The sequence below is a fragment of the Paludibacterium purpuratum genome (assembly GCF_004363805.1).
GTDB lineage: Bacteria > Pseudomonadota > Gammaproteobacteria > Burkholderiales > Chromobacteriaceae > Paludibacterium > Paludibacterium purpuratum.
Genome location: NZ_SNZP01000002.1, coordinates 48,558 through 72,785, shown reverse-complemented (window position 1 = coordinate 72,785; position 24,228 = coordinate 48,558). Strand labels below are relative to the sequence as shown.

General features: G+C 62.0%; 20 protein-coding genes. 14 read left to right on the top strand and 6 right to left on the bottom strand.

Annotated features, from left to right (window positions below; all coding sequences use genetic code 11):
• Positions 1-2 precede the first annotated feature (2 nt).
• From DFP86_RS02325 to DFP86_RS02285, 9 genes are all read left to right on the top strand, one after another.
• Positions 3-230 carry a hypothetical protein gene (locus tag DFP86_RS02325; protein ID WP_208108191.1) on the top strand — a complete coding sequence of 76 codons (228 nt, stop codon included), beginning with the start codon at positions 3-5 and terminating at the stop codon, positions 228-230.
• Positions 231-247: 17 nt separating this feature from the next.
• The gene (locus DFP86_RS02320; protein ID WP_133678401.1) at positions 248-1,495 is read left to right on the top strand and encodes a lipoprotein-releasing ABC transporter permease subunit; all 1,248 of its coding nucleotides are present in this window, start codon (positions 248-250) and stop codon (positions 1,493-1,495) included.
• The gene (gene lolD / locus DFP86_RS02315) at positions 1,488-2,189 is read left to right on the top strand and encodes a lipoprotein-releasing ABC transporter ATP-binding protein LolD (RefSeq protein WP_133678400.1); all 702 of its coding nucleotides are present in this window, start codon (positions 1,488-1,490) and stop codon (positions 2,187-2,189) included. Before DFP86_RS02320 ends, lolD begins: the two co-directional genes overlap by 8 nt.
• 14 nt (positions 2,190-2,203) lie before the next feature.
• Positions 2,204-3,487: a mechanosensitive ion channel family protein gene (locus tag DFP86_RS02310; protein WP_133678399.1), complete on the top strand. Its 1,284-nt coding sequence runs from the start codon at positions 2,204-2,206 to the stop codon at positions 3,485-3,487.
• Complete coding sequence (nudB, locus tag DFP86_RS02305) at positions 3,484-3,927, top strand: dihydroneopterin triphosphate diphosphatase (RefSeq protein ID WP_133678398.1); 444 nt, start codon at positions 3,484-3,486, stop codon at positions 3,925-3,927. Before DFP86_RS02310 ends, nudB begins: the two co-directional genes overlap by 4 nt.
• The gene (locus tag DFP86_RS02300; RefSeq protein ID WP_133678397.1) at positions 3,927-4,682 is read left to right on the top strand and encodes an endonuclease/exonuclease/phosphatase family protein; all 756 of its coding nucleotides are present in this window, start codon (positions 3,927-3,929) and stop codon (positions 4,680-4,682) included. Before nudB ends, DFP86_RS02300 begins: the two co-directional genes overlap by 1 nt.
• Before the next feature lie 195 nt (positions 4,683-4,877).
• Positions 4,878-5,615, top strand: coding sequence for a methionine ABC transporter ATP-binding protein (locus DFP86_RS02295; RefSeq protein ID WP_133678396.1), 738 nt, complete (start codon positions 4,878-4,880; stop codon positions 5,613-5,615).
• Complete coding sequence (locus tag DFP86_RS02290) at positions 5,615-6,301, top strand: methionine ABC transporter permease (RefSeq protein WP_133678395.1); 687 nt, start codon at positions 5,615-5,617, stop codon at positions 6,299-6,301. Before DFP86_RS02295 ends, DFP86_RS02290 begins: the two co-directional genes overlap by 1 nt.
• A 45-nt stretch (positions 6,302-6,346) precedes the next feature.
• Positions 6,347-7,156 carry a MetQ/NlpA family ABC transporter substrate-binding protein gene (locus tag DFP86_RS02285; RefSeq protein ID WP_133678394.1) on the top strand — a complete coding sequence of 270 codons (810 nt, stop codon included), beginning with the start codon at positions 6,347-6,349 and terminating at the stop codon, positions 7,154-7,156.
• A gap of 100 nt (positions 7,157-7,256) precedes the next feature.
• On the opposite strand, the gene DFP86_RS02280 is transcribed toward DFP86_RS02285, so the two are convergent.
• Both DFP86_RS02280 and pfkB read right to left on the bottom strand, forming a co-directional pair.
• Positions 7,257-8,930 (bottom strand): PTS fructose transporter subunit IIC, encoded by a 1,674-nt coding sequence (locus DFP86_RS02280; RefSeq protein WP_133678393.1) that lies wholly within the window; start codon positions 8,928-8,930, stop codon positions 7,257-7,259.
• 228 nt (positions 8,931-9,158) lie between these two features.
• Positions 9,159-10,103 carry a 1-phosphofructokinase gene (gene pfkB, locus DFP86_RS02275; protein WP_133678392.1) on the bottom strand — a complete coding sequence of 315 codons (945 nt, stop codon included), beginning with the start codon at positions 10,101-10,103 and terminating at the stop codon, positions 9,159-9,161.
• Between the two features lie 308 nt (positions 10,104-10,411).
• On the opposite strand from pfkB, the gene DFP86_RS02270 reads away from it, so the two are divergent.
• A complete protein-coding gene (locus tag DFP86_RS02270; RefSeq protein WP_133678391.1) occupies positions 10,412-11,431 on the top strand; it encodes a LacI family DNA-binding transcriptional regulator in 1,020 nt (339 codons plus the stop codon).
• Here DFP86_RS02270 and DFP86_RS02265 read toward each other — a convergent pair.
• Positions 11,391-12,044, bottom strand: coding sequence for an energy transducer TonB (locus tag DFP86_RS02265; protein ID WP_133678390.1), 654 nt, complete (start codon positions 12,042-12,044; stop codon positions 11,391-11,393). The genes DFP86_RS02270 and DFP86_RS02265 overlap by 41 nt on opposite strands.
• 166 nt (positions 12,045-12,210) lie before the next feature.
• On the opposite strand from DFP86_RS02265, the gene DFP86_RS02260 reads away from it, so the two are divergent.
• The 3 genes from DFP86_RS02260 to DFP86_RS02250 all read left to right on the top strand — a co-directional run bounded on the left by DFP86_RS02260 (position 12,211) and on the right by DFP86_RS02250 (position 16,325).
• Positions 12,211-14,295, top strand: coding sequence for a TonB-dependent receptor (locus tag DFP86_RS02260; protein ID WP_133678389.1), 2,085 nt, complete (start codon positions 12,211-12,213; stop codon positions 14,293-14,295).
• A 108-nt stretch (positions 14,296-14,403) separates the two neighbouring features.
• The gene (locus tag DFP86_RS02255) at positions 14,404-15,243 is read left to right on the top strand and encodes a CHAD domain-containing protein (protein ID WP_133678388.1); all 840 of its coding nucleotides are present in this window, start codon (positions 14,404-14,406) and stop codon (positions 15,241-15,243) included.
• A gap of 29 nt (positions 15,244-15,272) precedes the next feature.
• On the top strand, positions 15,273-16,325 hold the full coding sequence (locus DFP86_RS02250) for a sensor domain-containing diguanylate cyclase (protein ID WP_133678387.1): 1,053 nt from the start codon (positions 15,273-15,275) through the stop codon (positions 16,323-16,325).
• Between the two features lie 76 nt (positions 16,326-16,401).
• Here the strand turns inward: DFP86_RS02250 and dnaE are convergent, their stop codons facing one another.
• The 3 genes from dnaE to DFP86_RS02235 all read right to left on the bottom strand — a co-directional run bounded on the left by dnaE (position 16,402) and on the right by DFP86_RS02235 (position 21,618).
• The gene (gene dnaE / locus DFP86_RS02245; protein ID WP_133678386.1) at positions 16,402-19,848 is read right to left on the bottom strand and encodes a DNA polymerase III subunit alpha; all 3,447 of its coding nucleotides are present in this window, start codon (positions 19,846-19,848) and stop codon (positions 16,402-16,404) included.
• A gap of 11 nt (positions 19,849-19,859) precedes the next feature.
• Entirely contained in the window at positions 19,860-20,765 is a 906-nt protein-coding gene (locus tag DFP86_RS02240) for a VirK/YbjX family protein (RefSeq protein ID WP_133678385.1), read from the bottom strand.
• Between the two features lie 586 nt (positions 20,766-21,351).
• The gene (locus DFP86_RS02235) at positions 21,352-21,618 is read right to left on the bottom strand and encodes a PhaM family polyhydroxyalkanoate granule multifunctional regulatory protein (RefSeq protein WP_133678384.1); all 267 of its coding nucleotides are present in this window, start codon (positions 21,616-21,618) and stop codon (positions 21,352-21,354) included.
• Between the two features lie 155 nt (positions 21,619-21,773).
• Between DFP86_RS02235 and DFP86_RS02230 the strand changes: the two genes are divergently transcribed.
• Positions 21,774-24,221 carry an FAD-dependent oxidoreductase gene (locus tag DFP86_RS02230; protein WP_133678383.1) on the top strand — a complete coding sequence of 816 codons (2,448 nt, stop codon included), beginning with the start codon at positions 21,774-21,776 and terminating at the stop codon, positions 24,219-24,221.
• Positions 24,222-24,228: the final 7 nt, after the last annotated feature.

Here is a 24,228-nt window from a genome sequence, read left to right as displayed (position 1 = left end):
CGATGGATGGAAACGACGTGCAATTCGAATTCCCGGTCTGGCTAGATCCGGACGGCAAGCCGGTGGCTTGCGTCGAAAAACTCAAGGTCATGCGCGAAAATCTCGATGAGCTGCGCCAAATGGCACAGGATGCCTTCGAGGACGCGGTGCTGATGGGCTGCGACGAACATCAGGTGCGCGATGTGTTGGTTGCCATGATGCAGTCGCTGGAAAACCCGTATAACCGCTAAGTCGCAAGGACTTCTACATGCAATTGCCCTTCGAGGCGATGATCGGCTTGCGCTATTTGCGTGCCAAGCGTCGCAACGGCTTCATCTCTTTCATTTCGCTGATTTCCGTACTGGGTATCGGGCTGGGCGTGGCCGCGCTGATCATCGTGCTATCGGTGATGAACGGTTTTCAAAAGGAAATCCGCGGGCGCATTCTCGGCGCCGCCGCCCATATCGAGGTCGGCGACTACCAGGGCAGGGTGGCCAACTGGCAAACGCTGCGCCCGTACCTGCTGAAAGAGCCGCGCGTGGTGGCGGCTGCGCCGTTCGTGTCGGCGCAGGGACTATTGTCTTTTGGCGGATCGGTGCGCGGCGCCATGGTGCGCGGTGTCGACGCCGGGTTGGAAAGCCATGTGGTGGAAATCGGCCAGCACATGATCGGCGGCCGTATGGACGCGCTCAAACCGGGCGGTTTCGGCATTCTGCTCGGCGACCAGCTGGCGCAACAGCTCGGCGTCGGGATGGGGGACAAGGTGACGTTGATCACGCCTGAGGGCAATGTGACCCCCGCCGGTATGATCCCGCGCCTCAAGCAATTCACTGTGGTCGGCATCTTCCGCATGAACATGTACGAGCTGGATTCGTCTTTCGCCATGATCGACCTGCATGACGCCCAGGTTCTGTTCCGCCTCGGTAACGACGTGTCGGGCGTGCGTCTGAAGCTCGACGACGTGCTGGCCGCGCCTGAGGTCAAGGCGCAACTGCAGCGCAAGCTCAATCAGAACGCCATGGTGTCCGACTGGACCGATATGAATTCGAATTATTTCCGCGCGGTACAGATCGAAAAGCGCATGATGACCATCATCCTGACGCTGATCGTGGCCGTGGCGGCCTTCAACCTGGTTTCCACGCTAGTGATGGTCGTGACCGACAAACAGGCCGATATCGCCATCCTGCGCACACTTGGCGCCTCTCCCGGCAGCATCATGTCGATCTTCATGATCCAGGGAGCGGTGGCCGGCGTGCTGGGCACGTTGTTCGGCGTGGTGTTCGGCGTGCTGGGTGCTTGGAACATCGATCTGCTTGTCGGTGCCATCGAGCACATCACCGGCAGCAAATTACTGTCGCCCCAGGTGTACATGATCGATTACCTGCCCACCGACGTACAGTGGCCGGATGTGAGCATGATCACCATCGTTTCACTGGCATTGGCGCTTTGCGCCACGCTGTACCCAAGCTGGCGCGCCGCGCGCACCCAACCGGCGGAGGCCTTGCGCTATGAGTGATTCGAACGTGATCCAATGCCGGGGTTTGAGCAAGGCTTTCCGAGAGGGCGGGTTGGACGTCAGCGTGCTGACCGACGTGAATTTGACTGTCGGCACCGGCGAAACCATGGCCATCGTCGGGGCGTCCGGATCGGGTAAGAGTACGCTGCTGCATTTGTTGGGCGGGCTCGACAAGCCCTCCGCCGGCGAGGTGTCGGTGCAGGGGCGCCCGCTTGCCGGTATGAGCGAACGCGCGCTCGGCGCCTGGCGCAATGCCAATCTGGGTTTTGTCTATCAGTTTCACCACCTGCTGCCGGAGTTCTCCGCCTTGGAGAACGTCATGATGCCGCTTTTGGTGCGGCGCCAGTCGCGTCGGGAGGCCGAGCAGGCTGCCTCGGCAATCCTTACGCGGGTCGGTCTCGGTGCCCGGCTCGCTCACAAGCCGGGCGAGCTCTCCGGCGGCGAGCGGCAGCGTGCGGCGATCGCCCGCGCCCTGGTGACGCGTCCGGCCTGTCTATTGGCCGACGAGCCCACCGGTAACCTCGATCACCACACCGCCGGCATCGTATTTGACCTCATGCTGGAATTGAATCAAAGTTTCGGTACCAGTCTGCTGATCGTTACCCACGATCGCGAATTGGCGCGTCGCACCGACAAGCAATGGCGCCTGACCGACGGCCAACTGCACCCCGACGCGCCGGGGACGGGTCAATGATGGGAGGGATGCCGATGTTCTTCCGCCGCGATGAAATGAGTGTCGACGCGCTGCTCGGTGCCATGCAGACCTGGGCGGGGTTGACCGAGCTCTGCATTGGCGTGTTGTGCGTGCTATTCGGCTGGCGCCTGAGTCGCGAAGTCTATCGACGCTATTTCGCCGACAATCCTGCACGATACGATCATTTCCTGCCCTATGCCGGGCTGCGCCTGATTATGCCGCTCAGCGCGGAGGCGCTGCTGCTGCTGTTCGCCCTGGTCTGGGGCGTCATGCTGCACCACCGTCCGCATGTCTTGCTGGCTTTCTCCGCAACCTTGTTTTGGCTTGGCCTCATCCGCCTCTTGACCGCCGTGGTGCGCGAAATTCTGCCGCGCGGCCGCTTCGAACGCCGCACGGAACATATCCTCGCTTCGCTTTCCTGGCTGGCCTTCGTGACCTGGGCGATCCAGCTGGACGACTTCGCCGTCGAGTGGATGGAGTCGATCTCCTTCCGGGTCGGCAAGGTGCAACTCGATCTGTCGATGGTGCTGGGCGCGCTGTTGTGGGTGTCGGTCATCATGTTCGTCGCGTTGTGGGTCAGCCGCCTGGTGGAGCGGCGCCTGATGCGCCTGAATGAACTCGATCTCAGTCTGCGCCTGGTGTTCTCCAAGCTGGCGCGCACTGTGCTGATGGTGACCGCGGTGCTGATCGCGCTACCGATCGTCGGCATCGATCTGACCGTGCTGTCGGTATTTGGCGGCGCACTTGGCGTCGGTCTGGGGTTCGGCCTGCAGAAAATCGCCAGCAGCTACATATCGGGCTTCATCATTCTGCTGGATCGTTCGATCCGCATCGGCGACCGGCTGACGATCGGCGACCGGGTCGGCAACGTCACCAAGATCACTTCGCGCTTCGTGGTGCTCAAGAGCGGCGACGGCAGCGAGGCGCTGATTCCCAATGAGACCATGATCGCCAGTACCGTGATCAACCAGTCCTACTCGGATAGCAAGATCTGGAGCAGCGTCAAGGTCGACGTGGCCTACGACACCGACCTGGAATTGGCGCTGAGACTGCTGGAGGAAGCGGCGCGGCAGCCGCGGGTGGTCGACGGACCCAAGGGCTTCGTCACCCTGTTCGGCGCCAGCGGCATCACGCTGGAAGTCGGTTTCTGGGTGGCGGATCCGGAAAACGGTTTTCTCGGACTGAAGTCCGACATTCATATGGCCATTTGGCGCTTGTTCCGCGAGCACGGCGTCCAGATGCCGTTTCCGCAGATGGAAGTGTCGGTCAAGCGCCTCCCGGGCGGAGGCGAGGCGTGAAACCCTACAAACAGCCGGTGTCGGTGCTGGTGGTGATCCATACCCCGGACGGTCGGGTTCTGTTGCTCGAACGCGCCGACCGGCCCGGTTACTGGCAGTCGGTCACCGGTAGCCGAGAAGGCGAGGAGGCGCTGATCGACACCGCGCGCCGCGAGGTGCTCGAAGAGACCGGCCTCATGGCCGAACCGCCGGCGCTGAGCGATTGGGGCATTAGCAATACCTACGAAATCTACGCGCATTGGCGCCACCGCTACGCACCTGGCGTGACCCACAACCGCGAGCAGGTATTCGGCCTCTTGGTGTCGGATGCCGTGCCGGTGCGGCTGGCGCCGGGCGAACACCTGGCATGGTGCTGGCAGCCCTGGGAGGAGGCGGCGGAGCGCGTCTTTTCTCCCTCCAATGCCGAGGCGCTACGGCTATTGCCGTCAAGGCTTCCCTGATGGACCCGCTGCGCGTCATCACCTTCAATATGCATAAGGGGATGTCGCCTCTGAACCGACGTGTGCGGCTCGAAGGCATTGCGCGCGCGCTCGACACGCAGGCGCCCGACCTGGTGTTCCTGCAGGAAGTGCAGGGCAAGAACCAGCGTCGCGCCTTGTACCATGCGGATTGGTCCAGCGTGCCTCAGCACCATTTCCTGGCGCGGCGCCTCAATCTGCGTGCAGCCTACGGTCTGAACGCCGCCTACGAGCATGGTCATCACGGCAATGCGGTGCTGACCCGGTTTCCCATCGAGTCGTGGTGCAACCTCGATATTTCGGTCAACGCGTACGAAAGCCGCGGCGTGCTGCATTGCCAGTTGCGGCCGGCCGGCTGGCCGACGCCCGTGGTGGCGTTATGCGCGCATCTGAACTTGCTTGGCCACGATCGGCGCAAGCAATACCACACGCTCGCCAATTACATCCGGCACAACATCCCCCCCGAGTTGCCGCTGATCCTGGCCGGCGATTTCAACGACTGGCGCGGCCAGGCCTCGCATTGCCTGCAGGACGAAGCCGGGTTGACCGAGGTGCACCTGGCGTTGTTCGGCAGTCATGCGCGCAGTTTTCCCGCCCGCATGCCGATGCTGACGCTCGACCGAATCTACGTGCGTGGCTTGCGCCCGGTCTGTGCCTCGGTGTTGGGCGACATGCCCTGGCCACACCTGTCGGATCACTTGCCGTTGACGGCATCGCTGCTGCCGATTTTGGTTTGAGAAAATTTTCTTGACACAAATCGAAAATTTCTGTTCAATAAAAAACACAATTTATCGCCGATTTGAACACAGCTTGCGGGCGTAAAACAGCTAAAGCGTGGGTAGCCATACGGCTACAGCCATCTTGATTTTGGGTGGCTCTCCATGTAAAGCCCGTCGCAAGCATCGGCGGGCTTTATGTTTTGGAGTGTGCCCATGATTCATCTACAGTCGTTGTCGAAGCGGTTCCAGCGCCCGGAAGGCGGGTGGTTTCACGCGGTAGACGACACTTCCTTGTCCATCGCTCAAGGCGAGATTTTCGGTTTGATCGGGTTTTCCGGCGCCGGTAAGTCCACCTTGTTGCGTCTGATCAATCTGCTCGAACGTCCCGATGCCGGTAGGGTGATCGTCGACGGCCAGGATCTGACCACGCTGTCCGCGCGCCAGCTGCGCCAGGCTCGCCAAAATATCGGCATGGTGTTCCAGCAGTTCAACCTGCTGGCCAACCGCACCGTGGCCCAGAACGTGGCCTTCCCGCTGGAGATCGCCGGTTGGCAAAAGGCGGACATCGCCGTGCGGGTCGGCGAGTGTCTGGAAGTGGTGCACTTGACGGATCGCGCCGACCATTATCCGGCCCAATTGTCCGGCGGCCAGAAGCAGCGCGTCGGCATTGCCCGCGCACTGGCCTCGCGCCCACACGTCATCCTGGCGGACGAACCGACTTCGGCGCTCGACCCGAAGACCACCCAGTCCATCCTGTCCTGCCTGCAGGAAATCAATCAGCGTTTTGGCGTCACCGTGGTCATCGTGACCCACGAAATGGGTGTCGTGCGCTCCATCTGCCATCGTGCCGCTGTGCTCGACCAAGGGCGCGTGATCGAAGTGATGGACGTCGCCGCCGGCCAAGTCGACGCCAATACCGATCTCGCACGCTCGCTGCTGGAGGTGGCGTAATGGATACCGTGACTTTGAATGCGATTTGGCAGGATCTGAGCATGATGGGGCCGGAAATTGCCCAGGCCCTGCTGGAAACCGCACTGATGTTGGGCCTTGGCCTGGCTGCCGCTCTGCTCTTGGGCGGGCCGCTCGGCATCGTGCTCTACCTGACCCGTCCCGGGCAGTTGTTCGCCCACCGAGGCCTGCACGGCGTGCTCGGCTGGCTGGTGAACCTGGTGCGTTCTTTCCCGTTCATTATCCTGATGGTGTCGCTGGTGCCACTGACCCGCCTGATCGTCGGTAGCACCATCGGCCCGGTGGCCGCCTCGGTGCCGCTGGCTTTTGCCGCCATTCCCTACTTTGCCCGCCTGGTGGAGCAGACCCTGCGCGAAATTCCGCGCGGTGTGATCGAAGCGGCCGAAGCCATGGGGGCGAGCCCTTGGCAGATCATCCGCAAAGTTTTACTGGGCGAAGCGCGCGCGGGTTTGATTTCCAGCCTGACTATTTTGACCATCAGCTTCCTGTCTTACACGGCGGTGGCGGGGGTGGTCGGCGGCGGCGGTATCGGCGATCTGGCCATTCGTTATGGCTACTACCGTTTTCAAACCGACGTGATGGTGGCGATGGTGCTGCTCTTGGTGATCATCGTGCAAGTCATCCAGTACATCGGTAATCGTCTGGCACATCGACTGGACAAGCGTTAACCCGGATTCGGGCCTATCTCGAGTCATCAATTGGAGAAAATAAAGATGCAGAAATGGATTGTGAAATCGTTGGTCGCCTCGATCGTCGGCTTGTCGCTCGCTACCACGGCGCTGGCTGCCGATCCGGCTAAGAAGAATATCGTCATCGGTACGACGGTCGGGGATTTCGGCGACATGGTGAAGCTGCAGGTCAAGCCGATCCTGGAAAAGGAAGGCTACAGCGTCAAGCTGATCGAGTTTACCGACTACGTGCGCCCGAATCTGGCGCTGTCGGAGGGCTCGCTCGACGTCAACGTGTTCCAGCACAAGCCCTACCTGGATGGCTTTAGCAAAGAGCACAAGCTGCAACTGAGTGCCGTGTTCCAAGTGCCGACAGCGCCGCTCGGCTTGTATGCCGGCAAGGCCAAGTCGCTCAAGGACATCAAGAATGGCGCCAGCGTGGCCGCGCCGAACGATCCGAGCAACTTCGCCCGGGCATTGGTGATGCTCAACGATCTGGGCTGGATTAAGCTCAAGGCCGGCATCAATCCGCTGACTGCGTCGCAGCACGACATCGCCGCCAACCCGAAAAATATCAAGATTCTGTCGCTGGAAGCGGCGCAATTGCCGCGCGCGCGTAGCGATGCCGACTTTGCCGTGATTAACGGCAACTATGCCACTAGCTCCGGCATCAAGCTGACCGAAGCGCTGTTCCAGGAAAAGAGCTACGCCTACGTTAACTGGGGGGTGGTACGTAGTGCGGACACCGCTAAACCGTGGGTCAAGGATGTGATCGCCGCTTACAATTCGGCCGAATTCAAGTCCTGGGCCAATGTGAAGTACGCCGGCTACAAATTCCCCGCTAGCTGGAAATAATCGATTTTTGCGTCAAGGCGTATTCAGGGAGCTTCGGCTCCCTTTTTTTGCGTAGGGTGCGGTCGCGAAGCACCGCACCAACCTCTCCCGCGACCCCAGCCTACGGCAGCGGTTTTTTCAGTAGCCGTAGCAATAGCGCGGTGGCAAGGGTGCCGAGCGCCAGGCTGGCGATATAACTGCCCAGATGCGCGACCGTATTGGGCATGAACAGGATGAAAACGCCGCCGTGAGGTACGCGCAGTTCGACGCTTAACGCCATGGATAGGGCGCCAGTCAGTGCCGCACCGCCCATCAGTGCCGGAATCACGCGCAGCGGATCGCGCGCGGCGAACGGAATCGCCCCCTCCGTGATGAAGGCGATGCCTAGTACCGAGGCGGCCTTGCCCGCCTCGCGCTCCTCCTGGCTGAAGCGGTTGGCGAACAGCCTGCAAGCGAGTGCAAGGCCCAGCGGCGGTGTCATGCCGGCCGCCATGGCCGCTGCCATCGGTCCATAGACCTGGCTCGCCAATAGCGCGGTGGCGAAGGTATAGGCCGCTTTGTTGACCGGGCCGCCCATGTCGAAAGCCATCATGGCGCCGATCAGCGCGCCCAGCAGGAGCGCGCTCGACCCCTGCATGTGTTTGAGCCATTCGATCAGCACGCTCAGTGCCTCGGCGATCGGACCGCCCACCACATAGATCATCATGAGTCCCACCAGCAACGAGCCCAGGATCGGCAGCAGCAATATCGGCTTCAGGCTTTCCAGGTTGCGGTGCAGGTTGATATGGCGGTTCAGCCAGTCGGTCGCGTAGCCGGCGAGGAAACCGGCGATGATGCCGCCGAGAAAGCCCGCCCCAAGGCTGACGGCCAGCATGCCGCCCACCATGCCCGGCGCGAGTCCTGGACGATCGGCGATCGAATAGGCGATATAACCCGCCAGGATCGGCACCATCAAGGCAAACGACGACTTGGCGCCGATCTGGAACAGGGCCCAGGCCAGGGTGTCCTTATTGCTGTCGTCATAGGCATAAATGCCGCCTAGCGCAAAGGCCAGTGCGATCAGAACGCCGCCGGCCACGACGAATGGCAGCATGTGGGAAACGCCGGTCATCAGGTGCTTGTAGGGGCCTGTGCGTTGTGCGGAATCCGCCGCCTTGGCGGCGAAGGTCTGCGTCATCCGCGATGGCGCGGCATGGCGCGGCCTGGCTTCCTCGATCGCCAGGCGTACCAGCTCGGAGCCATCGGCAATCGCCCGCTTGGTGCTGGCGAAATGGATTCGCTTGCCGTTGAAGCGGGATGTATCGACCTGCGTATCGGCGGCAATGATCACCAAGTCCGCATTGGCAATCTCCTCCGGGCTCAAGGTGTTTTGCGCGCCGATCGAACCTTGGGTTTCGACCTTGATGCGGTGGCCTAACCGCCTCGCTCCTTCTGCCAGCCCTTCCGCAGCCATGAAGGTGTGCGCCACGCCAACCGGACAGGCGGTAATGGCGACGATTGACAGCCCTGCTGTCGGGATAGCCAAGGCGGACTCGGCATCTTGCAACACGAAATCGAGTTCGAGGTGGCGTAGCGTCGTGCCGCTAAAGCGAAAGCGGCCGAGGTCGGTAGCTTGCCCAACCAGCAGGATCTCGTCCGCCTCGGCGATTTCGGCTGCGGTCATGCGCGGTGTTCCGTTGACCTCGACCATCAGTGTCTGGCCGCGCTTTTGTGCGGCCTGTTTCAATGCTTCGGCAGCCAATAAGGCCTTGGATAGCTGTTCCGGCGCCGTAATGACGGCGATCAACTTGGGCATGGTGGTGCTCCTCTCCGTGTGCAGCTGTTGTCAGCCATGTTTATCGGGGGGTCGGTGGGATCTGAACAAGTTGTTTGCCCCGGCAGACCTTGCCACGAACGGATTTGATCCAAAAGGGGTGGCCTGACGGCGTCGTTCCCATTGGTAGTTCGGAATTGTCGCGATCTGAGTCGTCCGCTTTGCATTCGACCCGCAGGAGAGGGGCTAAGTTGGAAAGGAGAGGGGTTTTCAGACGGGCGCTAACATGACTTCGCGGGCTAATTGTTCAATCGTGGCTCTGTCAGGCAGATGCGGGCCGATACGGGTTAGCTTGCCGGAGGCGAAAGCCATGGCGAGCCGGATGGCCGCTTCCCAGTCGCGTCCGGCATGTTGCGCGGCAAGCCAACCTGCCAACAGCGCATCGCCGGCGCCGACGGTGCTCATCGGTGCGAGGGCGGGCATGCGGGCATGCCAGACGCCCGGCGCGCCGACAAACAATGCGCCTTGCTCCGCCAGGGAAACCACCACTTGGCAGACGCCTCGACAATAAAGGCGGTGTGCCTCCTCGATGACATCGTTCAAGGTTGGCAGTTCGCGGCCGGCCCACTGTGCCAACTCATGCCGATTGGGCTTGATGCAGTAGGGCAGAGTTGTGCCGGCCAGGGCCCGACATAACGGTTCGCCGCTGGTATCCAGTACGACATATGCCCGTTCGGCGGCTAGCCGCGCGCAGAGTGCGGCGTAGCAATCGTCGGGCAGGCCGCCCGGCAAGCTGCCAGAAAGGACGACGAAACGACCCGGCTCGCCCAACTCGCCCATGCGTTCGAGCCAGGCGGCAAAAGTGGTAGGCAGAACCGTGGCGCCGGGCAGGTTGATCTCCGTGGTCGAGTGGTCGTCCGCAGTCACCAACTTGATATTGACCCGTGTACTACCCGGCTGCAGGGTGAAGCGGTTGTCGATGCCCTTGTCCAGGAACAGCTTGGTGAACGGCTCCAGATTGTCGCGCCCCAAAATACCGGTCGCCACCACGGGCGTTCCCCCGTCGGCCAGGCAACTGGCTACGTTGACGCCCTTGCCGCCGGGGTGGCTGTCGACGCCGAGCGCCAGGTTTACCGCGCCATGGGCGAGCGCCTGCAGTCGGATAGTCTGGTCGATGGCCGGGTTGAGCGTAACGGTGATCACCGGGACTTTCATGCGGTAACTCCGGCTAAGATTGGTTTTGGAAACGTTTTCAATATAAAACAGGAAGTTTGGCATTCATGCGAGACGACGCCGCAACTTTTCATGAATGTTGCAATCTGTGTACTGGCATATTTTTTGTTTGAAATACTTCCATATAAAAGAATATTTTCAAATTCACTCTGGTTTCGTACATGGAATGCATACCGTCGATGAAAGTCCGTCATGATTGAAAACGATTACAACGTAACTGTCAATTTGCGCCATGCTTCATATCGCGTGTCCCGACGGCGCTGCATGATGGCGGCGAACGGTAAAGCTTGATGGGCGCAAAAATTAAGGATGTGGCCGCTCTGGCCGGTGTCTCGGTCGCCACGGTGTCGCGTGTGTTGAGCAATGGGCCGGTCAGCGCCGCATTGAGACAACAAGTCGAAGCCGCCGTGCAGCAACTTGGCTACAGTCCCAATCTATCTGCTCGACGGCTGCGCTCTCAACACAGCCAGACGGTCGGCTTGATCGTGTCCGATATCCGCAATCCTTTCTTTACCGCTGTCAGCCGCGCGGTGGAGGATGTCGCCTATCAGGCCGGTATGCGCGTGATTTTGTGCAATGCCGATGAAAATCCGGACAAAGAAGCGATGTATCTGCGCTTGATGCAGGAGGAAAGAGTCTGCGGCGTGATCTTTTCGCCGACGACCGTCTCGGCGCGGCGCTTCCGCCCCGAGCGCTTCGATTTTCCGGTGGTCATGATCGACCGGGCCGGGCCGGCCGGCGCCACCGACGCGGTGGTGCTGGATAACAGGCAGGCTGCCGCGCAGTTGACCGAGCACCTGCTGGCGAACGGTTACCGACGTATAGGCGGGCTGTTCGGCAACAGCGGGGCCACCGGCGCCGAACGTGCGGCCGGTTACCGCGACGCGATGACGGCGCACGGGCAGAAATCGGACGTCCGCTTCGTCGTGCCGGGAAGCGAAGCCGCCGATCATTTGGTCAGACAATGGTTGTGCGAGCCGGCGCGCCCGCAGGCGCTGTTGGCCAGCAACGGTCTGCTATTGTTGGGCGCGCTGCAGGCGGTGCGCGCAAGCGGGCTGGCCATTCCAGACGACATCGGCCTGGCTGGCTTCGATAACGATGTCTGGACCGGGCTGGTCGGCGAAGGCCTGACGGTGATCGAGCAACCGGTCTACGACATCGGCGCGATGGCCATGGATATGTTGCTGTCGCGCTTGCGTTCGCCCACCCTGGCCAATCGCTTGCTGGTTCTGCACGGCACATTGCTGGCGCGCGGTTCGACCCGGCCCGCTACCCATCAAGTGCGAATCGAATCGTCTGCCGCGCCGTGACCGCGCCTCGGCTCGCGTTGCAACGCCATAAGCGCACCGCCGCCTGTGCCGCCTGATCCAGCCGCTCGAAGCCGCTGGATTGTTCGATTTCCACCCGGAAGGGGTGGCCGCTTTCATCGACACTCACTTGCAGTAACACCGCGCCGCGCTCGCCTGCGCGGCGCGATAACGCCGGATAAATCGGCGCCGGCCGAAATGGGCATGCAAAGGCCAATTCGGCCGGCACAATGGCTGGTGGGGGGGCATCGGCCGCACTGCCGGTGGCTGTATGGGCAACCGCGCTGGCGGAAGGCGGCGGTGCGGGCACCGTCAGCGCGGTTGACCGTACGGCCCGGATGGTCGGCCGCTGTTTGGCCGTGCCGGCTAGGGCGTGCGCGCGCAGGGGAGGCGGCGGGGCGTGCGGTTTAAGCGCCGCTGTCGGTTGCATGGGCGCGAAGCGCAGGCTGACCTGTAATGGCCCGACCGTTGCTGGTACCGACACGAAACTTGTCGGGCTCTCCAGGGTGGAGAACAGCAGTGCATGCAGTCCCAGTGCGAGTGCCAGGCAGACGATCTGGCGCCGATGTGCTGGCGGGTATGGCGCAAGGGTGTTGCGCGCGCGGGGGGTGGGCACGGGTAGTGTCCAGTATGAGTGATGCGCTCAGCATAAGATGTGCGGCGGATTGGAGGAATGCGGCAAATCGTCGCAGTAGGGAACTTCTGCGGCGATTTGCCGCAGAGCCGGGCGAGGGGGTGCTCATACAATGCGACGGTCATATAAATGACTGCAGAGAGATAATATGAAAAAGCACCCGCATTGCACTGTGAAACCGCTGTTTTTTGCCCTGACCCTGCTGCCGGTTTTGACGCAGGCGCAGGTCGTTCAACTTGACGATATCGACGTCGTCGCCAGCGTCGATAATCCCGCCGAACAATATAACGCAGCGCGCATCGACAGCGCCGATAGCGCGCGTTTGCTGCAATGGCAGCCGGGCATCGGCCTGAGCGCAGGCGGGGGAATTTCCTCGGCGCCCACCTTGCATGGCTTGGACGCCAGTCGAGTGAAAATAGCCTTGGACGGCCAAAACATCACGGCGGCCTGCGGCAATAATATGAACCCGCCACTATCCTATATCGCACCGTCCCAGATCGGCAAAATCGATGTGCTGGGGCCGGAGAGCCCCGTCAGCGCCGGCGGGGACCATCTGGGCGGCGTCATCCAGGTACAAACGCCCGCGCCGCGTTTCGCGCCGGCCGGCAGCTGGCTCAACGAGGCCATTGTTGGCGCGAACGGGCGCGGCAACGGCCGAGCGAGCGGTGGCACGCTGGATGCCGCCTTGGCCAATGACGACACCAGCCTGAATGTGTCGGCGATGACGGAGCACGCCGATAATTACACCGACGGTCAGGGAAATGAAATCAAGTCGACCTATTACACCGTGCGCAGCGAGCAACTGAATCTCGCCCATCGCGACGGCAGCCAGACTTGGCGCGCGCATGTCCGCCATCAGGAGGTGCCGGGCGAGGGGTTCGCCAACCAGCGCATGGATCTGATCGGCAATCGCTCCGATGCCGTCAATCTGTCGTATGAAGGTCTGCTGCCCTGGGGTAAGTTGGCGGCGCGGGTCTATTGGCAGGATACCCGGCACCAGATGGACGTCGGTGCCGATAAATCGCAATACGACGACCCGATGTTCATGCCGATGAACACCCACGGGCGCGACGTCGGCTATGCGCTGTCGTTGACTACCGAATTGAGCGGCCGTCATACCCTGCGCATCGGCAACGAATTTCACCGCTTTACCCTGGACGACTGGTGGCCGCCGGTCAGCGGCACCGGCATGGCGCCCAATACCTTCTGGAGTATCCGCAACGGTCGGCGCGATCGCATCGGTGTGTTCGGCGAGGTGGCGTCGGCCTGGCTGCCGCAATGGTCCAGCAATGTCGGCTTGCGTCTGGATCAAGTACATAGCAATGCCGACAATGTGCAGGGCTACCGCAATAGCGGCAGTTATGCCACCGATTCGGCGGCCTTCAATGCCGCGCCGCGCGACAAGACCGATCTGGGCTGGGGGCTGTCGGCGCAGTTGCGCTATCGGCCGGATCCGCTTAGCCAGTACCGTCTCGGCCTGAGCCAGCAGACCCGCTTCCCCAGCCTGTATGAGCGCTACGCCTGGTCCAGCAATTGGATGGCAAGCGAGATGATCAATTGGGCCGGCGATGGCAATGCCTATGTCGGCAACCTCAACCTCAAACCGGAAGTGGCACGCACATTCAACCTGCAGGGCGATTGGCACGATGCCGATCAGCGGCGCTGGCAAGTGACGGCGACACCTTATTACAGCTATGTGCAGGATTACATCGGGGTAGAGGTATTGAGGGCGACCCCAGGCGAAAACAAGCTGCGCTTCGCCAACCACAACGCCGAGTTGTACGGCATCGATCTGTCCGGCAAGTTGCGCTTGTGGGATGACGCCGCATGGGGGATGGGGGAATTCAAGGCGGTGGCCGATTATGTGCATGGCTGCGATTTGTCCACCGGCACTTCGCTGTACCACATGATGCCGTTGAACGCCCGGCTGTCGTTGACGCAAAGCTTCGAGCATTGGCAACACGAATTGGCCTGGTGGGTGGTGAGCAAAAAGCGCGATGTCGATGCGGCTCGCCTCGAACCGCAAACCGCCGGCTATTCGCTGCTCAATTGGCGGGCGAGCTATCAATGGCGCCGGTTGAGCGTCGACTTCTCGGTCGATAACCTGTTCAATAAATATTACCAGGCGCCGCTGGCCGGGGTGTATGCCGATCTGGCGTTGCAAGGGCTACCCACGATTGCGCTGCCTGCCCCCGGACGTTCCATCAACCTGGGCCTTAGCCTCAAGCTGTAATTCCCCGGGCGCCGGCCCTGTCCGGCGCTGACAGTGCTCGATCGAGAGACTTGCCATCCTGAGCGGGCAGGGGCAAGCTGACACTCAATCAACTCTCATCGGCATGTCATGAAAGACGCGCGAAATGCCTCGGTGCTGCTGCCGCATTTTCAGCAGGTGCAAAGTCAGGCCTTGCAGGCGCGGTCGTTGCTAGATCGCGCGAGTCTCGCCGCCGATGCCGTCTATGATCTGCGCCTGTCCTTGCGCATCTGCCGCATTCTGCGGCACTTCGTGCGTAAAGATCCCGATTTTGACCAGTGGTCGCCCGTGTTCGATCAATGTTATCGCGCCACTTCGCCAGTGCGCGACCACCAGGTCGGCATCGGCTTGATTCGGCAATTGGAGTGCGGCTGGCCGCGCAATCGGCGTCGCCCCTCGACGGCACTGGCGCGCGCGCTGCGGCAAAGCTATCCGTTATTGGGGGGCGAGATGGATCGGCTCGGTCTGCCACAGGCGCTTGCCGCCATGCAGGCGGCCATCGAGCAAATCGAGCGGCAGGCATCGCCCAAAAAATTGATCAAGCGGGCGGGACACCATGCCGACCGGTTGGCGGTGGCGCTCGGCACGCGCATGCGCACCGCGCTCGCGCGCCATCGCATCAAGGATTGGCACAATCTGCGCCTGGCCATCAAGCATTACCGCTTTTGGGTCGGCGCGCTGGAGGATGTGCTGTCGGCCGAACATGCGGCGCGAGCCCGGGCGCTCAAGCCGTTGCAGGTGGCACTGGGCGAGGCCCATGACAACGAGGTGCTGGCTCGGTGGCTGCCTGAGGTGCCGGGCGTGCCGCTGGATGTTTGGCAGTTGGCGCTCTCCGAGCGGAAACAGGTCGATCTGGCACGCGCCATGACGCTGCTCACGCCGCTTTTGGCGAGCCACGGTTTGGCGGATCTTGCCAATGGTATAAGCTGAATACAGGGGCTAAATAAGCGAGGTAAATCATGCTGCACACTAAATTGCGCGCAGTCTCCGAGGCGCAGGCTCGGCTGGAGTCGCTGCGCCGTATGCTGACGTTGGGGGCGCCGGCGGAGCATGAGTACTTGCGCGTGACCCGTCTGGCGCAAAAACTGTTCAACGTGTCGATCACCTATGTCTCGGTGCTGGACGGCCAGACCCAGTATCTGATGTCGCCGCTGGGCATGGCGCCGATGGCGATTCCTTGCGAACAGTCGTTGTGCCAGCACGTGGTCAAAGGCAAGCAGCGCATTGTCTGCGAGGATGCGAGCCAGGACGAACGTTTCACGGCGTTGCCGTCGGTGCTTGGCGCGCCGGGCATTCGCTTTTATGCGGCGCAGCCGATTCACAATGCGGAGGGCCACGTCATCGGCGCATTGTGCATCGCCGACACCCAACCTCGAATCTTGTCCGATGAAGAGGCGCTGTGGCTGGAGGATCTGACTTACTTGCTCGAGGCCACGATTGCATTGCGCTATCTGAGCTTCTCGCACGAGAAGGCGCTGGTGTTCGCAAGCACTGCCGGGCGCGAAGCCATGACCGATGCGCTGACCAATGTGTTCAACCGCCGCGGCATTATCGATATGGCCAACCATGCCTACGCCCGCTGCATCCATGAGAACCGCGGGTTTTCGTTGGCGCTGGTCGATCTGGACCACTTCAAGGCAATCAACGACGAGTTCGGTCATCTGGTCGGCGACGAGGTGTTGAAAGAGGCTGCGCACCGTATCCAGCGCACCTTGCGCGGCGGGGACATCATCGGTCGCTGGGGGGGGGAGGAGTTCTTGGTGGCGCTGCCGGGCTCCAGTCCGTCGGTGTTGCAAGACGTCGGCAACAAGCTGGTGCAGGTGGTCGGCGGGCCGGTGATCGTCGGCGAGAGCAAGGTGCAATTATCCGCCAGCGTTGGCTTGGTGGGGGTGGGCACCGCCAAGGAGGTTTTCGACGAAGTGGCCTGGCTCGAAGCCGCCGATCAGGCGCTTTACATGGCCAAGGAGCGCGGCCGCGCCCAGGCGGTGGTTTATTCCAGCGCGCCGGGCTGAAAGATAGGATATTCGCGGCTGAAGCCGTTCCTACGGCCATTCTATGGTTGTAGGAACGGCTTCAGCCGCGAATGGTTTACCAGATGATTTTCACCGCCTTCTCGCCCAGCCATTCCTTCAGGCTGCCGATCAGTCCGTCGTCCAGGCGAACCCCCCACTGCTTGGGTAGCATCAATTCGCCGCGCGCCTTGCCGTTGGCGTAGAGCACGCGCACCGGGCAGCCAGCTTCCTCGCTGCGATAGGGCGTCAAGATGCCGGCGAACTTGGCCGTGTCGGCGTTGCTCTGATCCATGCAAACCTGCAGGCTGCGCGCGTACAGACTGCGCGCCTCGCCCAACTCGTAGATCTTATCGGCGGTGATGCGCAGGCCGCCGGAAAAATCGTCGTTGCTGACCTTGCCCTCGATCACCAGTACCTGATCCTCGCGCAGTCGCGTGCGGTTGGCGTCGAAGGTTTCCGAGAACACGCTGACTTCCAGCTTGGCACTCATATCGTCGAGCTGGATGAAGGCCATTTTGCCGCGATTGCCGACCTTGGTGCGGATGCCGGTGACGAAGCCGGCCAAGAGCTGCGGTTCCTTGCGCGGCGAGATGCGCGACAGCGCGGTCTTGATGAAGCCGCGTACTTCGCGCTCATAGGCGGCGAACGGGTGGCCGGACAGATAGTAGCCGATGGCGGTTTTTTCTTCCGCCAGCCGGGTGGTCTGGTCCCATGGGCGCACCATGGTCATTTCCAGGGGGGGCGCCACATCGTCGCCGAACATGTCGAACAGCCCGCCCTGATTGGCGTGTGCCGCTTCTTGTTCGGCCGACTCCATGCACATGCCGACGTTGGCCAATAGCCGCGCGCGGTTGTCGTCGATGGCGTCGAAGGCGCCGCCGCGGATCAGCGCCTCGGTGACGCGCTTATTGACCAGTTTCTTGTCGGTACGGCGGCAGAAGTCGAACAAGTCGGTGAACGGGCCGGATGCCTGGCGTACCGCGATGATGTGCTCGACCGCCGATTCGCCGCTGCCTTTGATGGCGCCGAGCGCATAGCGGATGTGTTTGCGATCCACCGGCACGAAGCGGTAGAACGACTCGTTGACGTCCGGGGGCAGGAATTTCAGACCGTTGGCCAGCGAGTCGTCGTAGAACACCTTGAGCTGGTCGGTGTTGTCCAATTCGGACGACATGGTGGCGGCCATGAAGGCCGCGCTGTGGTGCGCCTTGAGCCAGGCGGTCTGGTAGGCGACCACGGCGTAGGCGGCGGTGTGCGACTTGTTGAAGCCGTACTCGGCGAACTTGGCCATCAGGTCGAACAGATGGCGCGCCAACTCCTCCGGGTAGCCCTTTTTCTGCGCCCCCTCGGTGAAGATGCCGCGATGCTTGTCCATCTCTTCGGCTTTTTTCTTGCCCATTGCCCGGCGTAGCATATCGGCGCCGCCCAGCGTGTAGCCCCCGATGATCTGCGAGATCTGCATCACCTGTTCCTGGTAGACGATCACGCCGTAGGTCGGCTCCAGGCAGGCGGTCAGATCGGGGTGGAAGTAGTCGACTTCCTGCTTGCCCGCCTTACGCAAAATAAAGTCGTCCACCATGCCCGAGCCCAGCGGGCCCGGCCGGTAGAGCGCCAGCACGGCGATGATATCTTCGAAACGGTCGGGCTTGAGCTTTTCCAGCAGGCGTTTCATGCCGTCCGATTCCAGCTGGAACACGGCCGTGGTGTTGGCCTTTTGCAGCACGCGATACGCGTCCTGGTCGGTGAATTCCAATTGGTTGAGGTCGGTGTCGAAGCTGGGGTCGAGATCCTTGATGTAGCGCACCGCCAATTCGATGATGGTCAGGTTGCGCAGACCCAGGAAGTCGAACTTCACCAAGCCGATCTGCTCGACGTCGTCCTTGTCGAGCATCGACACCGGCACAGCATCTTCGCCGCTGGCCTGGAACAGCGGGCAGAAGTCGGTCAGTCGACCCGGCGCGATGAGCACGCCGCCGGCGTGCATGCCGATGTTGCGAGTCAGGCCTTCCAGCTTCTTGGCCAACACCCACAGTTCGGAGAGTTCTTCTTCGTTTTCCAGCCGCTCGCGCAGTACCGGCTCCATCTCCACGGCGTCGTCCAAGCTGTACTGCTTGCCCGGTGCGGCCGGAATCAGTTTGGAGACCTGGTCGCAGAAGGTGTAGGGCAGGTCGAGCACGCGGCCGACGTCGCGCACCACCGCCTTGGCGGCCATGGTGCCGAAGGTGGCGATCTGGCTGACCGCTTCGGCGCCGTAAGCCTGGCGGACATAATCGATGACGCGATAGCGGTTGTCTTGGCAGAAGTCGACGTCGAAGTCGGGCATCGACACCCGTTCCGGGTTGAGGAAGCGCTCGAACAGCAGTGCGTAGGCCAGCGGATCGAGGTCGGTAATCCCGAGCGCGTAAGCCACCAACGAGCCCGCGCCAGAACCCCGGCCCGGTCCCACCGGGCAACCGTTGTGCTTGGCCCAGTTGATAAAGTCCGCCACGATCAGGAAGTAGCCCGGGAAGCCCATCTGTACGATGGTGTCGATCTCGAAGCGCAGCCGGTCTTCATAACGCGGCCGTTGCGCTTCGCGCTCCGCCGCATCCGGATACAGGCCGGCCAGGCGTTGCTCCAGCCCTTCGCGCGTGCGCGCCAACAGATAGTCGTCGAGCGTCATGCCCGGCGGCGTCGGGAAATTCGGCAGGTAGTTCTTGCCCAGTTGCACCGTCAGGTTGCAACGTTTGGCGATTTCCACCGTGTTTTCCAGCGCTTCGGGAATATCCTTGAAGCGCTCGATCATTTGTTCCGTGCTGAGGAAATACTGGCATTCGCTGAAGTGGCGCGGACGGCGCTTGTCGGACAGCGTGTAGCCTTCGGCGATGCAGACGCGCGCTTCGTGCGCCTTGAAGTCGTCCGGATCCATGAATTGGATCGGGTGCGTGGCGACCACCGGCAGGCCGGTTTCGCCGGCCAGCCACAGCGTTTGCTGCAGCACCGCCTCCACCTGCGGATTGTCCAGGCGTTGCAGTTCCAGGTAGAACGCGCCGGGGAACATCTCCGCCCAGTGACGCGCGCGGCGCAATGCTTCTTCGCGCTGGCCCATGCCCAGCGCCTGGCCGACATCGCCCAGGTGCGCGCCGGACAGGCACAGCAGGCCGCTGTTGTCGCCGCTCTCCAACTGCTCGCGGCTGATCTCGGCGCGGCCACGATGCTGGTTATGGGTGAACGACTCGGTCAAGAGTTCGCACAAACGGCCATAGCCGGCGCGGTTCTTGGCCGTCAGCATCATGCGGTAGGGCTTGTCCTGATCCTCTGGGTTTTCCAGCCAAACGTCGCACGACACGACGGGTTTCAGGCCCTTGTTGCGGCAGGTCTTGTAAAACTTGACCATGCCGAAGATGTTCATCAGATCCGACATGCCCAGCGCAGGCATGTTGTCTTGGCTGGCGCGCTTGACGGCATCGTCCAGGCGCACGATGCCGTCGGTGATCGAAAACTCCGAATGGAGTCGAAGATGAATGAATCGGGGTGCGTTCATGCGCTCTTTGCTTATTTGATGTTCGTGGCGAGCTGGGTCGCCAGGTCATCCAGCAGGGCGTAGCGCCGTTGATATTCGGCGCGTTTCTTGCTGGCGATGTCTTCCATGCTCTTGCGCACCAGCGGCAGCGGGATGCGGAAATAGTCGGTGCCTGCGGGTTCGGCCTCCAGCGCCTGCCAGAAACTATCGTAGTCGGCTTCGAAGCGCTTACGGTAGCGCCAGGAGTTGTAAATATGCTGCGCCTTGCCGACCGCCAGCACGGTTTCGATCCCGAGGCGGGCGGCCAGCACGGTCAAAGCTTCCATGGCCACCCGCTTGGGGAACAGGCCGTGGAATGCCTTGGTGACCGCGCGGATGTGTTCCGCGGTAGCCTCGTCTCGGCGCGGGCCCTGCAGGCCGCCGATGATCAGCGTGGCGCGTCCATCCATACGGCACAGGGTCAGCGTTAGGGTCACCAGCGCGAAACCGGCCGGATCCATGAGCTGCAGCGATAGCTCGCCTTCCTTGTCGAATTCGTGCTCGTGAGTCAACACCAGCGGATAGTCGCGCGTGTCCTTCCCTGTGACCGTGGCCAGCGGGCAGCGCTCGTTATGCAACAGCGCCACCAGCGTTTCAGGCGGAAACAGCTCGCTTTCTAGCTGGTAGTGGCCGAGCAGCATCGCGAGCTTGCCTCGCGTGCCGAGCCTGCGCGTCAAATAGGGGCGATGCAGTTTCATCGCCAAGCGCGGGTTGAGTCGTAGATGCTCGAGCAATGCGGGGTTGCCGACGAAGGCATCCAGCCATTGCAGCATGGCGGGCAGCGTCAGCAGGCTGCGAAAGCCGAGCTTGAAGCGGTGTTTGAACTCGTCGAGGCCGTCGCGGCGCGAAAAGCGGCCGGTGGCGAGTTGGCGAAGCAGTGAGGCGGCGGTCTGGGGCATTCCGAAATCTGGCGTGGAAACAAAGGCGCTATTCTACCGGACTTGCGCCCCTGTGCTCCAGCCATTCGGGGGGATTCAAGCCGGACAGCTGCGCCGTGTGCGGCTTCGCGCCGTGGCAAGCTGCTTGTGGCGGGAGGCTGCGACTTTTACTTCGTCGCATGACGGCAGCTCGATATGCATGCGTTGTGCGGCCTGCTGCCTGATACTGGCCGGGTAACCCGCCGGTCCACTGCGATCCGCGCAAGACGGCCACGCCGATATTACCGCGGTACTTGAGTTCGTTGTCCCTATTTGGGGCGCGCGAGCCGGATGGCTTTCGCTTGGCGCATCCCAAAACGTGACGGTCGTATAGGTGGTAAAGATCATGCCTGCCAGCATGAGTTTTTGCTTCGTTGTGTGCATGGTCGTCTCCATGGTGCATTAGCAAATAACGACGCCTTGCGAAGTTTTGCGAGGACATTCAGTTTTGCAGATGCGCGCAATGAGAGCGATGCGGTCTTAACCTGTCGTGGCGGTAACTTTTCGGTTTATCGGGGGGGACGATGGGGGGCTAGCGGCCAGGCGGGGGCGTGGCCCCGTTGCACGTTTACGCTTCCGGCTTCTTTTTCGGCGGCATCGGTTTGAGAGCGGCGAGTGCCACCTTCTGCATTTCCAGCCCCTTGATCTGCATCGATAGCATGCCCAGGTTCATGGTCAGCCAGGTTTCCACGACCTTAAGCTCGTTGATGCGGCGCTCGATGTCCTCTTCCGTCATCGGCGGCATAAAAGGCTGCGCCGCTGCCGGCGTGGCGTTTTGCCACATTTGGCGAAACATGGCGAAAGGATCGGCGGGGTTGAAATCGGATGAACTCATGGTGGCTACCTGTGCTCGGCGGATGTCGGTTGTACGAAATCTAGTCCTTGTCGGCGTTGGGGGCAAGTTCGATACGGGTGGCGACGCTTGACTTTTATATAACTAGTTAGTTAAATAGTAGTATTGCTAATTGGTTGAATTATAGGGGTATCGTCATGAAGTACTTGATCGTCGGGGGTGTCGCCGGAGGCGCGACCGCCGCCGCCCGCCTGCGCCGCAATGACGAGTCCGCAACGATCGTCCTGGTCGAACGCGGGCCTTACATCAGCTTTGCCAACTGCGGCTTACCCTATCACTTGTCCGGTGCCATCGCCGAGCGCGAGCGGCTGTTGGTGACCTCGGAAGAGGCATTCGTCCGCCGTTACGCCATCGAGGTGAAAAGCCGCACCGAGGCGCTGGCCATCGATCGTGCGCATAAGACGGTGCGCCTGCGCGATCTAGCTTCCGGCAATGAATACGACGAAAGTTTCGACAAGCTGCTGCTGGCGCCGGGGGCCGAACCGATTCGGCCGCCCCTGCCGGGCCTGGACGGGCGCGGCGTATTTACCCTGCGCAGCTTGCCCGACCTCGATCGCATCATGGCCTTCCTTCAGGGAGAACAGCCGCGCCGCGCCGTGGTGGTCGGCGGTGGCTTCATCGGTGTCGAAGTGGCGGAAAACCTGGTGGAGCGGGGGGTGTCGACCATGCTGGTCGAGGCGGGCGATCAGGTGCTGGCACCGCTCGATCCGGAAATGGCCGCGGTGGTGCAGGCACATCTGCGCGATAGACAGGTGGGCTTGTTCCTGTCGGATCCGATCGAGCGCATCGAGCAGGAGGGCGACCTGCGCGTGGTTCATCTAAGAAGCGGCCGGCGTTTGGCCGCCGAGTTGGTGGTGCTGGCGATCGGCGTGCGGCCCGAGGCCGCGCTGGCGCGTGCCGCCGGCCTGACTTTGGGCGCAAGCGGCGGCATCAAGGTCGACGCTTTTCTGCAAACATCCGACCCGGCCATCTATGCGGTGGGCGATGCCATCGAGGTCGTGCATGCCATCAGTGGCAAACCGGCATTGATTGCGCTGGCCGGTCCGGCCAACCGCCAGGGTCGACTGGCGGCCGACAATATGGTCTTGGGCAATACCCGGCGCTATCGCGGCAGCCAGGGCACGGCCATCGTTAAAGTCTTCGATCTGGCGGCGGCATCCACCGGGCTCAACGAAAAACAACTCAAGTTGGCCGGCGTGCCGTATCACGCCACCATCACCCATGGCGCCTCGCATGCCGGCTACTATCCCGGCGCGATGCCGCTGGTACTGAAGCTGCTGTATGCCCCTGACGGTAAGATCCTCGGGGCGCAGGCGGTGGGCAGCGACGGCGTCGACAAGCGTATCGACGTGATTGCCACGGCCATGCGCGCCGGACTCGCCGTCGGCGAACTGGCCGAGTTGGAACTGGCCTATGCGCCGCCATTCGGTTCGGCCAAGGATCCGGTGAACGTCGCGGGCTATGTGGCCGGCAACGTTCTGGACGGCACGCACGAGGCGATCGATTGGCAGACGCTGTACGACTTGCCGCGCGATGAAGTCCAACTCGTCGATGTACGCACCGCCGAGGAGTACCGACTCGGCACCATCGCCGGTGCGCGCCATATCGATGTCGATACGTTGCGTGCTCGTCTGAGCGAGCTGGATCGCGCCCGCCCGGTCGTGGTGTTCTGCCAGGTCGGGCTGCGTGGTTATCTGGCGTATCGCATCCTCAAACAACACGGGTTCGCTCAAGTTCGCAATCTTTCCGGTGGCTACAAGACCTATGCGCTGGCGACGCAACCCGTCTGTGCGCCCGCCGAGCCAACCGTCGAGCCGCACGACGTGCCGCGGATCGGCCGTGGCGGCGATCAGACGGTGCAAACCCTGGATGCGGTCGGCCTACAGTGCCCCGGCCCGGTGATGAAGACCTATCAGGCAGTGAGTAGCTTGCCGCCTGGGGGACTGCTGTCTGTCACGGCCTCCGACCCGGCCTTCGGCCGCGATATCCGCGCATGGGCCGCCAAGACCGGCAATGCCGTGTTGTCGGTCGACGCCGCGCAAGGTTTGGTGACGGCGCTGATCCAGAAAGGCGGCGCATTGGCCGCGCCGGCGAGCGGCGGTGTTGCCGTGCGCGACAAGACCACGTTGGTGGTGTTCAGCGGCGAACTCGATCGTGTCATGGCGAGCCTGATCATCGCCAATGGCGCGTTGGCCATGGGCAAGCCAGTCAGCGTGTTCTTCACTTTCTGGGGGTTGAACGTATTGCGCCGGGCCCACCCGCCTGTCGTGACCAAGTCGTTCATGGATCGCGCCTTCGGTGCCATGATGCCGCGCGGTGCCGAACGCTTGAACACGATCTCCAGCATGAACTTCGCCGGGCTCGGCGCCCGGCTGATCCGCAAGGTCATGCGCGACAAGCGTGTCGATCTGCCGGCCAAACTGCTGCAGGATCTGGTGCAGGGCGGCGCGCAGTTGATCGCCTGTCAGATGTCGATGGATGTGATGGGCATCCGCCAGGAAGAACTGATCGACGGCGTCACGCTCGGCGGCGTGGCGACCTTCCTGGGCGAGGCCGGCGAATCGGGAACCTCGCTATTCATCTGACGACGAT